Below are 12,824 nucleotides of genomic sequence, written 5' to 3' on the forward strand. Positions count from 1 at the left end.
ACTTCCGTGCGCTCGATTTTCAAAGCTACCTTTTCTCGACAAGCGGGTAAACACGCACGTAATCAATCTCCATTTTTTGAGGGAAAACGCTGTCGTCCACGCCCTTCTGCCCGCCCCAGTTGCCTCCAACTGCGATGTTTAAAATTAAATGAAAAGGTTTGTCAAACGGCCATTGTGACCAATCATAGCCCTTTTCTTTGGTAAAAGTAAAATAATCTTTTCCGTCTAGAAGAATCTTCACAGTTTCAGGCGTCCACTCGCATGTGTAAGTATGAAAACTTTCTGAAACGCCTTCCACAACAACATTATTCCCTTTGTTGGTGCCAATAGAATGGTTGAATGCCTTTGTGTGAATGTTACCATGAACCTTGTTTTGGTCAAAGCCGACGTGTTCCATAATGTCAATTTCACCATTGTCCGGCCAACCTTTATTTCCATAATTGTTCTCACTTGCCAGCATCCATATCGCGGGCCAGGTGCCGCGGCCTTTGGGCAGCTTAGCCCGAATTTCAAATTTGCCATAAAGGAAATCTCCTTTGCCTTTTGAAACCAACCGCGCCGAGCTGTAATTGGCCTTGCCCGACTTTTCCTTGATCACCTCAATGATCAGATGACCGTTCTCGACCTTGGCATTTTCAATCTTGTCAGTATAATTTTCCAACTCATTGTTCCCCCAGCCATGATCGCCCAAGTTATAACTCCACTTTTTCGGATCAGGCTTGCCAGCATAATCAAATTCATCCTGCCAGGAAGGTTTGGCGGCGAATTCGTATTTGACGGGCTTGTCAGCTTGGATCGTGTCGTTTGGTTGAGCACAGCCGAGAAACACATTGGCTAGGACGGTAATAAGGGCTACACTCATATCAGGAAACTTTTTTAGCATCTTCCCGCTGTTTCCTGCTTTCGAAAATGGGCGACAAATCGGTTTTACTCAGCATTTCATTAGCCTCACGTAACTTTCTTTGTACGACAGGGTGGTTTGAGATGTCATTCAGTTTGACTTTTTGTTTTTCTTCTTTCATAACTTTTCAATTAAGTAATGGTCGTAATTTACATTTGGTTGGAATACTTCGAGTAATCCATTTTGTCTTCCCCATATTCGAAAAGTTTTGGTAATCTTTTCGAGCTCATTTGTCAGCAAGATGCGATAAAGTCTGTGTCGTCGCGCCTCAGTGCCTGAGAACATTACCAATGTTAACGGTTGTTTCTCTAGAAAATGCTTAACAATTGCCATAACTGTCGACATTACCGTTCGAAAGTCACCGTTTCTGGTCTCGGTGATATCGCATAGGCTATCATCTTCAAGTAAGTCTAGCAATGCCAGGTTATATATGTCTTCTGCATTCACCAGGCTTAATAGAACCACTTTTGATACTTTTTTTGCTGGACTGATACTTAAAAATTCATATCGAATTTCACTGGATGCGACTGCGAATGGGTAAGGTTGTATATGCATGACTAGAAAATATAGTGTGTGATTCTATTCCCAAACATACAGTTTTTTGCAGATTTATGAAAAAGCATCCATTGCCTAAATCCGGACAAATCCTCCTAATTTTACACCTTCCATTTTATTGAATTAATGAAGCAAATCAAACTCACTACAGAGGTTACAATCCCGCCTTCTGATTGGAAAATAAATCAGCATTCCAAAATATTTACGATCGGCTCTTGCTTTGCAGATGTGCTTGGGAGCCAGCTTGCTGCGCACAAATTCCAGGTGCTGAACAATGTGTTTGGGACCGTGTTTAATCCGCTAGCAATTGCGAAGATCCTCGATGCATCATTGGATGGCAAACAACCGCATCAGGCGCTATATTTTCAAAACGCGGACAACATTTGGCTGCATCACGACTTCCATTCTTCATTGTTTGGCAATGACCAAGCGGCGCTGCAAAACCAGCTAACGGTTCGATTACAGGAAGCACAAGCCTTTCTACGGGAAACGGATATTTTGGTCATTACATTCGGGACAGCATTTGCATTCAGACATAAAAACACCAATCAAATTATCGGTAATTGCCATAAGGTGCCGGCGGACAACTTCGTGAAAGAGTTGCTGCATCCCGATCAGATTATGATTGCTTATGACCAGCTGATTCAAAAGTTACAGTCCGTTAAGCGTAATCTGCGGATTATTATGACGGTCAGCCCGGTGCGCCACACGCGGGATACGCTGCCGTTGAACAACGTGAGCAAGTCAACATTGCGGCTGGTTTGCCACCGACTTTCGGAAAAATACAAGCAGGTTGAATATTTCCCATCGTACGAAATTATGATGGATGAGCTGCGTGATTATCGGTTTTATGAAGAAGACCTGATCCACCCTAATAAGACTGCGGAGGACTACATTTTCAATGCATTTTCCAAAGCTTACATGCATATTGATGCATTGAATTTCATGAAAGAATGGGAATCCATTCGTCAAATGATAGCGCACAGGCCGCAGCATGGCGCCACGGAAAGCCAGCGAAAGTTGCTCAAATCACTGCATGCCAAACTTCACGCGCTTGCATCACAAGTCGATGTATCTGTCGAAATCAAGGAAGTGGAAGACAAATTACTCGAATTTTCAGAAGCCGGATAAACTCATTGGAGGCAATCTGTGTTGCATAATCAGATTCAAAATTTCAGATAATCAAGTTTTAGGGACTGCGCCGAAAAGCTGCTCGGCAAGTCACCAACCAGCATAATGGGAGAGTTTACAATCAATAAAGAGAAAGTTTTACAGGCGCTCAGCACTGTCGAAGAGCCGGATTTGAAAAAAGATCTGGTAACGCTCGGCATGATCCAGGACATTGAAGTCGGTGTGAATCAGGTCAAGTTTACGGTTGTTTTGACCACGCCAGCTTGTCCGTTAAAAGAGTTGATCCGCAGGAATTGCGAGGCTGCGGTCCACACGCATTTGAGTCCGGAAGTTGAAGTAATTATTAAGCTTACGGCGAATGTGACATCGATACGGCAGGTTGGACCGTTGATTCCGGGAGTCAAAAACGTCATTGCAGTTTCATCCGGAAAGGGTGGCGTGGGCAAGTCCACAGTCACTGCAAATCTTGCGATGGCGCTGCACCGATCTGGTGCGAAAGTCGGCATAATTGATGCGGATATTTCGGGACCCTCGATTCCGCTCATGTTTGGTGCGGAAAATATGCAGCCGACCATTACACCAAAAGACGGCAAAAATTACATCAACCCAATCCGCCAATATGGGATCAAAATGATTTCGATTGGCTTCCTTACTCCCGCAGACAGCGCCGTGGTTTGGCGTGGCCCAATGGCCAGTCAGGCATTGAAACAGTTTTTTGCAGACACAGACTGGGGTGATCTGGATTATCTGTTAATTGACCTTCCTCCCGGCACCAGCGACATACACCTTACATTAGTGCAGACCGTGCCTGTAACCGGCGCCGTGATCGTAACAACACCGCAAAAAGTGGCCCTGGCCGATGCAATTAAGGGTTTGCAAATGTTCAAACAGCCGCAAATTAACGTTCCTATTTTGGGTGTGATTGAAAACATGGCATGGTTCACGCCAGAAGAGCTTCCTGATCATCAATATTACATTTTTGGTAAAGGCGGAGGGCAGTTGCTCGCTGATAAATTTAATGTTCCTTTATTGGGTCAAATTCCTTTAATACAAGGCATTAGAGAGGCCGGCGACGAAGGGCGTCCGGCTGTTATGGATGTGAATCCGATCGTGAACGATGCTTTCCGTGATGCAGCAGAGTCGCTGGCGCAACAAGTCGCCATCCGGAATGCATCGAAGGATAAAACGCAGCCCGTGGAAATTCAGGTTTAGTCTGGCGGCGGCAATGATTTGATTTTTTGAATATATTCTTGCATCTTAGCAAATAGATTTTTTAACAATGGATTCAAAAGAAAAAACAATAGAACTCATCGAGCAGGCACTCGATACGGTACGACCTTACTTGCATGCAGATGGTGGTGATGTAAGATTTGTGGAGTTGACTGACGATCTGATCGTGAAATTGGAATTGCAGGGTTCTTGCCAAAGCTGCCCGATGAGTGCAATGACGTTCCGCGCAGGGCTGGAAGAATCCATTCGCAAAGCGGTCCCATATGTAAGCAAAGTAGTTTCAGTAAATGTTCCTGAACTGGCCTGACAAAGGCGATTTCTATATCAGCATAAAGCAAAGCAGCTTTTCCAAACGGAGAGCTGCTTTTTTGTTAAAAATTCAATGGCATTTTGTGCGGAAATTGATTCGTCCCAATTAGAACACTATATTGCGGACGAGATTAAATCGATTTATCAGGCCAGTAAGATATGCGTATCGGAATATTTTTCGGAGGACCGTCCCGCGAGCGGGAGATTTCATTTGCCGGTGGAAAAACTGCTTTTGAATATTTGGATAAAACACTTTTTGAGCCAATTCCGGTCTTTGTGGATAGTTTCGGGCGCTTTATTTTGCTTGAAAAAGAATTGATGTATTCCACTGATATCAGGGAATTCTATCCGTCAAAAAATGACAAGCAAGACAGTTTCAAAGTCTACATTGAATCTTATCCCGAACTGGCAGATGAACCCATTCCTGCTGAAATCGGAACACTTTTAGCGCCAGATCAATTCAAGTCGCATTTTGATTTTGTGTTTCTGGCCATGCACGGTCCGGACTGCGAAGACGGTGCGATTCAGGGTTTGTTGGAATGGTTTAAAATTCCTTACAGCGGTCCGGGTTTAATGGGTTCTGCGGTTGGAATTGATAAAATCTTGCAAAATGAAATGATCGCATTGATCAACGGACAGCAGAAAAAAAGCTGGACCCTGCGCTATGATCAATGGATCCCTGAGGAATATCCTATTCTGTTTCAGGTTCTTAAAAAACATCTTGGCCTCCCATTGGTTATCAAAGCGCCGCATCAAGGCTCGTCCATCGGCGTTGCGATTGTGAAAGATGATTCATTGGATGAGTTTGTTTCGGCTGTTAATCAATGCTTTTTTCAGGTTGGGCTTGACGCTGTGACGTGGAATGCGCTGGGTGCCTCGGAGAAGCGAGGCTGGGCACAGAAAGTTGCCAATTTAGATGAGGGGATCGGTTTTCCGGTTGTTATGGCCGGGCAAACGATTTATCATCCTGCAAAATTGATTGAAACATTGGATGCTTATTTCTCGAATGGAAATGAGCACACATTCCTGAGCAGCTCGAACAGTGAGGATCAGGTGTTAATTGAGGAGTTTGTCAATGGTCAGGAATTTTCGTGCGGTTGCATCCAGTTTGATGATGGAAGACCATTGGCGCTGCCGCCAAGTGAAGTAATTAAGCTCGTTCAGGTTTTTGATTTTAATGCAAAATATAAGCCGGGCGCGAGCCGCAAACGCATTCCTGTTGACGCAAGTCTTGAAAAAAACCAGGAAATCCAGCAGGTGATTGCAGCGGTTTTTGAACAATTGGGAATCAATGTCTGCGTCAGAATTGACGGGTTTCTTACGCCAGAAGGCATTATCGTCCTGCACGATCCGAACACCATTCCCGGAATGTCGCCTACATCATTCATTTTCAAACAAATGGCTGAAATCGGGCTGAATGTAACCCAGGCGCTGACTTATCTGGTGCGTCAGTCGATCAGGGAAAGAATCCGTTCGGGAAAAAATACGTGGCAGCTTAGAAACTTGTTGGACAGTCTGGATGAAAGCATTAGTGCAAGCAAAAACAAAATTAAACCAGCCGAACTAATTGTATTCGAGTCAAATGACGAGGATTATGCGGCAGCGCGACTCAGTTATGGCCGATTAAATGCAGCAGGTGAAGTCACGCCAGTTCCAATTTTACATGCATCAGATGGGAAATTCTATAAATTGACCAACCCGCTGATGTTCAAGGAATATGTTGCAGATGTGGAAGCATTGCTTTCGGCAGAGCGGCATCCATTGCTAACGGAAACTTCGGAGAGAGCGGCAGCAACGACTGCGTTTTATGCCGGAAAAGTGAATTTTGGGATCAGCGTATATAATGCACTGGAAGCTGTGGAAGCTTAGTCATAGTGTGCTGTTCATTTCCAAAATGTGTTAGATTTACACTGATTTTCATTCCTATCGAAAAATATCAAATTAATGGCACACGGCCCGGAAAAAGTAAGATTAAGTCTGCAAAAGGAAAACCAGGGTTGGAAGAAATGGGGGCCTTATTTGTCTGAACGCCAGTGGGGAACGGTTCGGGAAGATTATAGTGGAAATGGCGATGCCTGGAATTACATCACGCACGAAATGGCCCTTTCCAAAGCTTATCGCTGGGGTGAGGACGGCATCGGCGGGTTTTCGGATAATAAGCAGCACATTTGCCTTTCCTTCGGTTTTTGGAATCATAAGGATAAAATACTGAAAGAACGGATCTTCGGGTTGACAAACCGGGAGTCGAATCACGGTGAGGATGTGAAGGAAATGTACTATTATCTGGATAGCACACCGACGCATTCGTACACCAAAATGCTCTACAAATATCCGCAAGAGGCATTTCCTTACGAAAAGATCCGTCTGGAAAATGGACGCCGCGGCAAGGAAGATCCGGAGTATGAGATCATGGACACCGGTGTGTTTGAGAATGATGAATATTTTGACATTTTCATTGAACACGCGAAAGCCGACGAAGAGGACATCATGATGAAAGTGACCGTTTACAACCGCGGTCCGAAAGATGCTCCAATCACCGTTTTGCCAACAATCATGTTCCGAAACACCTGGTCGTGGGGATATGAGGCGTTCAATTACAAGCCGATCATGAACGGCATTTCAAACCGTTTGATAGAGGTTACGCACCGGAAACATGGCAAATACAATCTTTATCTGGATGGAGCCGACGAATTGCTGTTTTGTGAAAATGAGACCAACTTCAAGAAGCTTTATGGAACTGCGAATAACACGGCTTATCCGAAGGATGGCATCAATGATTACATTGTAAGCAATAAAAAGACAAATACGGTCAATCCAAACAGCATTGGAACCAAAGCTTCTGCGCGATTTACAAGAACAATCAAGGCGGGCGAAAGCGCAACATTCAGATTAAGATTTGTAAATCACTCAATATCAGAGCCATTTGGTGGTTTTGAAGATCTTTTTGCCAAAAGGATTCGAGAAGCAGACGACTTTTATGACGATTTGCAGCGCGATGTGGCCGATCCAGATCTTCGCTCCATTCAGCGCCAGGCTTATGCAGGAATGCTTTGGAGCAAGCAATTTTATTATTATAATGTATATGAATGGCTGAAAGGTGATCCTGCGCAGCCGGGGCCAAATCAGGGAAGGAAATGGGGCCGAAATTCAGGCTGGAAGCATTTATATGCAGCCAACATCATTTCAATGCCTGATAAATGGGAATATCCATGGTTTGCGGCATGGGATTTGGCATTTCACTGTGTTCCACTGGCGCGGGTCGACGCCGATTTTGCCAAAAGACAACTGGAAATCCTGCTTCGTGAATATTATATGCACCCGAATGGGCAGATTCCGGCTTACGAATGGAATTTCTCGGACGTGAACCCGCCCGTTCACGGATGGGCCACCTGGAAAGTGTACGAGATTGACCGTGAGCAGAATAACGGTGTTGGGGACATTGAATTTCTTGAAAAAATCTTCCATAAATTACTGCTGAACTTCACCTGGTGGGTCAATCAGAAGGACGATACGGGCAATAATATATTTAGCGGGGGTTTCCTCGGATTGGACAACATTGGTGTTTTCGACCGGTCGACGCCGATGCCCTTTGGCGGAAAATTGCAGCAAGCGGACGCCACCGGCTGGATGGCCATGTACACATTGAATATGTTGCGGATTTCGGTTGAAATCGCGCTTGTGCATCCGGTTTACCAGGATATGGCGTCAAAGTTTTTTGAACACTTTCTGCACATTGCGGGCGCCATGGAATCCATTGGCGGCAAAAATTCTTCCATCAGCCTTTGGGATGAAGAAGATCAGTTTTATTACGACGTCATTCACATTCCAAACGGACAAAGTATATTGCTGAAAGTGAGGTCAATCGTAGGGTTGATCCCATTGTTTGCGGTAGAAATTCTTGATCCGCAGAATCTGGATAAAATGCCTGTTTTCAAGCGGCGTGTGGAGTGGGTTTTGGCCAACAGACCAGACTTGGCTAGATTGATTTCGCGGTGGTTCGAATCCGGAAAAGGGGAGAACAGGCTGCTTTCCATCCTGCGTGGTCACCGGATGAAAATGATCATGAAACGAATGCTTGACGAGAGCGAATTCCTTTCAGATTATGGTGTGCGTGCTTTGTCAAAATATCACGAAGAGAATCCTTACAAGTTTTATATCAATGGCGAAGTGTTGCAGGTGGATTACACGCCAGCTGAGGCACTTACAGATATCATGGGTGGAAATTCAAACTGGCGCGGCCCGATCTGGTTTCCATTAAATTATCTGATTTTTGACTCGTTAATGAAATTTCACGCTTATTACGGTGAAGATTTCATGATTGAATATCCCACGAACTCGGGCAATTTGGTGACCATTAAGGAAGCCGCAGTGGCCATTGCGTGTCGCTTAATCGATATTTTCAAGCGTGATACGGAAGGAAACAGGGCCGTTTACGGGCACGATCAGAAAATGCAGAAAGATCCGCATTTCAATGAGCACGTGCTGTTTTACGAATATTTTCATGGCGATAATGGCCGTGGCTGTGGTGCCAGCCATCAAACCGGTTGGACTGGATTGGTTGCCGAATTGATCCATAAAACAGCAAAAGAAACATTGAAGCAACCTGAAAAAGAAGCGCTGGAAGTCAGCAAACTGGAAGTCAGTAAGTAACTCAACACAACGAATATTTCTCAATTTATCCATTCCATCAAATTATGACTGCAAAATTGGAACCAAGTGTAATGACCAAAGTGAGCAGCTGGCTCACAGGTGATTACGATATCGATACCAAACAATCCATCCAACAATTAATCGATGAAGGAAACGATATTGAACTGACGGATGCGTTCTATAAGGATTTGGAATTCGGAACGGGTGGGCTTAGGGGCCTGATTGGCATTGGTTCCAATCGCATGAACCGCTACACGGTGGGCACGGCGACACAAGGTTTGGCAAATTACCTGAATCAGGCATTTCCAAATGAAGAAATTAAGGTGGCCATTGCTTATGACAGCCGCATTAAGTCGGACGAATTTGCGAAGATCATTGCTGACATTTTTTCCTCGAACGGCATTACAGTTTATCTTTTTGAAGCACTTCGCCCTACGCCAGAGCTTTCATTTGCGATCCGTTTGTTGGGTTGCAAAAGCGGTGTTGTCGTAACTGCATCGCACAATCCGAAGGAATATAACGGTTACAAAGCTTATTGGGACGATGGTTCTCAGGTTGTGGCGCCGCACGACACCAACATTATCAAAGAGGTGAATGCGATCACGTCCATCGATGATGTGAAATTTGATGGCGACGCTTCCAAGATCTTCAAGATCGGAGCGGACGTTGATGAAAAATACATGGATCACATTTTGTCACTTTCCATTTCAAAAGGTGCATTGGAAAGGCAAAAAGGGTTGAAAATAGTTTACACGCCCCTGCACGGAACAGGTGTAACATTGGTTCCTGCGCTTTTGGCAAAAATGGGCTTTGAGGCGGTAACCGTTATCGAAGAACAAGCTGAGCCAAGAGGAAACGGGCAGTTTCCAACGGTGATTTATCCAAATCCTGAGGAAACCGAAGCAATGTCGAAAGCGGTTGAAAAAGCCAGACAAATTGATGCTGATCTTGTTTTAGGAACTGATCCGGATGCTGACCGCGTGGGCATTGCAGTGAAAAATCACCATGGAGAGATTCAGCTTCTGAATGGCAATCAAACTGCCAGTGTGCTGATTTATTATCTGCTTAATGCATGGAAAGATGCAGGAAAGTTGACCGGAACCCAGTTTGTCTGCAAAACCATTGTGACGACCGACTTAATTGATAAAATGGCGGCGGCTTACGATGTGAAATGTTATAACACGCTGACTGGTTTCAAATACATTGCGCAGGTGATCCGTGAAAAAGAAGGCATTGAGCAATTCATCGGCGGCGGCGAAGAGAGTTACGGTTATTTGATCGGGGACGCCGTTCGTGATAAAGACGCGATCGCTTCTTGTGCGATGATCGCTGAGCTTACGGCTTATGCAAAAGACAAAGGTTTGAGCCTTTTCGACATGTTGATGGAGATTTACAAGCAATTCGGCTTCTATTATGAAGGCTTAATTTCATTGACCAAAAAAGGAAAATCGGGTGCCGATGACATTCAGCAAATGATGGCTGATTTCCGTGCCAACCCGCCGAAAGCGCTGGCCGGATCGGCTGTAATCAGAATGGACGATTACAAAGCATTAAGCACGGTTGATTTCATAAATGGAACATCACATTCGATTCCATCGGGCGAGATGGGCATTGAACCTTCCAATGTGTTGCAATTCTTCACCGAAGACGGAACGAAGTTTACCTGCCGTCCATCAGGAACCGAGCCGAAGATCAAATTCTATGTAGGCGTTCGCGCCGCTTTGGAGAAAAACGAAGATTTCGACAGCGTTTACGCAAGCTTGAAAGACAAAGTGACAGCAATCGGCGTGGAGCTTGGATTGATATAATCGTTATTTTTCAAAACCAAATGCAGGGGCTGTTCTGACTGAACAGTCCCTTTTTTATTTAGAAAACACGATCACAAACTTTCGATCGAATTTATCTTTCTTAATTTGCACTTTTACAAACTTATCAAACGGAAGTGCATTCAGTTCGTCAACATTAACCTTTTTTGTATTAAGGTAAAGGTCTGAATTTCGGTATAAGTCTGTGATCAAAAACGTGTTATGACTTGATTTGCCGACACCGCTCATTTCCAGAATTACGGCGGAAGTGCGTCCTTCTAACAACTCCCTGGAAAACGTGATATCGCTAGAAAAAAAGATATCGCTTTGCTCAACATTGGGTTTCGAGGTTGCGTTGCTCAAATAAGTCAGTTCGTTTTGTTTATAAAACGACATAGCCTCCTGATAATCAGCATTAATGGTTTGATTAAGTGGTTCAGGAACTGAAAGTAATCCAATTGCAAGTCCGTTTTTGATCAGATATCCAGAGTAATGTTTGATTGGCAGGGCGTTTTTGCCTTCTACTGATCCTAGACCGGTCGAGCCGGACTTTGTTTTTACGTGAATTGTTATGGCGGTGATGTATTTATTTAATGGATCCCGTTCAAAGTTTCCAACCAGGAAGTCACCCCCGAACTCACCTATTTTTTTCCTCATAACGCCAAGGTCATTAATAGTCATGAGCGATGTTACGGACCAGTAAAGCGTATCATTACGAATCAAAATGCCTTTTGCAGCAAACCGTTTGTTAATGAGTGGCATTCCAACCAGTGGTCCCATTGTCTTCGCAACAGCAGGTTCCGGTTTAGTCAACTTCGTTTCAAATGGAGTTACAAAAGCGGTTGATAGACACAGCGCCGAAAAAAGTGCCGCAGATTTGCACAGTGCCGCGCAGCGCTGCAGACTAATTTCTAAATTGTAAGGTAACAGCATAATGTTCAGATGTTTAGCCTTTCGAAATAAGTAATACAATGTAAACAATTCGCCCGGTAAACGTGCTACTTTTCTCAACAGCCCCGCTTTTTTTCTTCCAAACAGGCCGCTCCTTCGACTCGGGCCTTTATATTTGGAATAAAAAGCGAAGCGTTTGCCAATGCATCTGAATATTAATTCAATTAGTCCGAAGAAGATCGGTTATTTATGGCTGATTGCTGTCGTTTTCCTTTGCTCTAATCAGGTTTTTGCGCAGCAGGGCGGTGGCGTCACGCTCGTAGGGAAGGTGACCGACGAAAAAACGGGCAAGCCGCTTCCTTTTGCGAATGTTTTTATCAATAATTCGTCCATTGGAACCAATGCAGACGAAAATGGAAATTATCGGTTAAGTAATTTGTCGATTGGTAACCTGGAAATGGCGGTTTCGTTTTTGGGTTATGAAACGGTGAAGCAAACATTGCGCTTCGAGCAGCCGGGAACCAAGAATGTCCTTTTCAAATTGCGCGAGGGAATGGAGCTGGAAGGCGTAACTGTATATGCCAAGAAAAATAAGAAACGCGAAAAATATTTGAAAATCATCACGCGCGAGCTCCTTGGAAACAGCCGATTTAGCAAGCAATGTAAAATCCTGAATCCGCAGGTTTTGAAAATTTCGGAAGATGATGACAAGCATTTGACCGCGCAGACAACCAAGCCTTTGATTATTGAGAACCTCGCGTTGGGTTACCGCATTCACCAGGATCTCGATGATTTCGATTATTTCAACGGGAAGGTTTATTATGGAGGCAGCACGCGGTTTGAGCTGCTGGTGCCAAAAGACAGTTTGCAGAAAAAGCAGTGGCGCGCGAATCAAAAAATCGCTTATCAGGGCTCCGTGAAGCATTTGCTCGCAAGTATGGTTGCTGACAGCTTGCAGGAGCAGGGTTTCAAAGTGTATCAGGCCATTCCCGATTCCATGCGGAGGTTCAACACTGTGCGAGCGCCGAATGGTTACAATACGATCGCTAATCATGTGCATAACCGCATTGAGCCCGTGCGCGGAATGCGCCTCGTGCGACCGGGCGAGCTCATAACAGAGCGACTTGTGGTTTCCGGGACACAGCTGGAAGTGTTTTTCATGAAGAAAAAAGGGCGCTCTCCTTATTCGGATATGCCTTATGCTTACACGCAGATCACGCTTCCGCAAGGTTACATGGTCATTACGCCATCAGGCTGGGTTTCCATCCCAATGGGCTTTGAAATTGCAGGCGACTTGGGCAACGATCGGTTTTCATCGCTTTTGCCGGCAGACTGGAAGCGAGACGATTGAT

11 protein-coding genes are annotated in these 12,824 nt (G+C 44.7%); 7 read left to right on the forward strand and 4 right to left on the reverse strand.

The features are described from left to right. Window positions 1-25 precede the first annotated feature (25 nt). The 3 genes from LZG73_RS10470 to LZG73_RS25665 are packed head-to-tail and all read right to left on the reverse strand — an operon-like array spanning window position 26 to window position 1,456. A complete protein-coding gene (locus LZG73_RS10470; RefSeq protein WP_233848553.1) occupies window positions 26-862 on the reverse strand; it encodes a family 16 glycosylhydrolase in 837 nt (278 codons plus the stop codon). A gap of 1 nt (window position 863) precedes the next feature. Beyond that, window positions 864-1,022, reverse strand: a complete 159-nt coding sequence (locus tag LZG73_RS10475) for a hypothetical protein (protein ID WP_233848555.1) — start codon at window positions 1,020-1,022, stop codon at window positions 864-866. Beyond that, a complete protein-coding gene (locus LZG73_RS25665; RefSeq protein ID WP_409014324.1) occupies window positions 1,019-1,456 on the reverse strand; it encodes a DUF6934 family protein in 438 nt (145 codons plus the stop codon). The genes LZG73_RS10475 and LZG73_RS25665 overlap by 4 nt, the downstream gene beginning before the upstream one ends. 126 nt (window positions 1,457-1,582) lie before the next feature. Between LZG73_RS25665 and LZG73_RS10480 the strand changes: the two genes are divergently transcribed. The 6 genes from LZG73_RS10480 (at window position 1,583) to LZG73_RS10505 (ending at window position 10,584) form a co-directional block, all read left to right on the forward strand. Then, window positions 1,583-2,587 (forward strand): GSCFA domain-containing protein, encoded by a 1,005-nt coding sequence (locus LZG73_RS10480; protein ID WP_233848557.1) that lies wholly within the window; start codon window positions 1,583-1,585, stop codon window positions 2,585-2,587. Between the two features lie 105 nt (window positions 2,588-2,692). Then, the gene (locus LZG73_RS10485) at window positions 2,693-3,799 is read left to right on the forward strand and encodes an Mrp/NBP35 family ATP-binding protein (RefSeq protein WP_233848558.1); all 1,107 of its coding nucleotides are present in this window, start codon (window positions 2,693-2,695) and stop codon (window positions 3,797-3,799) included. A 67-nt stretch (window positions 3,800-3,866) separates the two neighbouring features. Then, window positions 3,867-4,124 (forward strand): NifU family protein, encoded by a 258-nt coding sequence (locus LZG73_RS10490; protein WP_233848559.1) that lies wholly within the window; start codon window positions 3,867-3,869, stop codon window positions 4,122-4,124. A gap of 161 nt (window positions 4,125-4,285) precedes the next feature. Then, window positions 4,286-5,995 (forward strand): D-alanine--D-alanine ligase, encoded by a 1,710-nt coding sequence (locus LZG73_RS10495; protein ID WP_233848565.1) that lies wholly within the window; start codon window positions 4,286-4,288, stop codon window positions 5,993-5,995. Window positions 5,996-6,070: 75 nt separating this feature from the next. Continuing rightward, the gene (locus LZG73_RS10500) at window positions 6,071-8,776 is read left to right on the forward strand and encodes an MGH1-like glycoside hydrolase domain-containing protein (RefSeq protein ID WP_233848566.1); all 2,706 of its coding nucleotides are present in this window, start codon (window positions 6,071-6,073) and stop codon (window positions 8,774-8,776) included. 44 nt (window positions 8,777-8,820) lie between these two features. After that, the gene (locus LZG73_RS10505; RefSeq protein ID WP_233848571.1) at window positions 8,821-10,584 is read left to right on the forward strand and encodes a phospho-sugar mutase; all 1,764 of its coding nucleotides are present in this window, start codon (window positions 8,821-8,823) and stop codon (window positions 10,582-10,584) included. Between the two features lie 54 nt (window positions 10,585-10,638). Here the strand turns inward: LZG73_RS10505 and LZG73_RS10510 are convergent, their stop codons facing one another. Then, window positions 10,639-11,514, reverse strand: coding sequence for a hypothetical protein (locus tag LZG73_RS10510; protein ID WP_233848573.1), 876 nt, complete (start codon window positions 11,512-11,514; stop codon window positions 10,639-10,641). Between the two features lie 160 nt (window positions 11,515-11,674). Here LZG73_RS10510 and LZG73_RS10515 point away from each other — a divergent pair, with 160 nt between their 5' ends. Next, complete coding sequence (locus tag LZG73_RS10515; RefSeq protein WP_233848574.1) at window positions 11,675-12,823, forward strand: carboxypeptidase-like regulatory domain-containing protein; 1,149 nt, start codon at window positions 11,675-11,677, stop codon at window positions 12,821-12,823. Window position 12,824: the final 1 nt, after the last annotated feature.

This window comes from Dyadobacter sp. CY326 (assembly GCF_021390515.1).
GTDB lineage: Bacteria > Bacteroidota > Bacteroidia > Cytophagales > Spirosomataceae > Dyadobacter.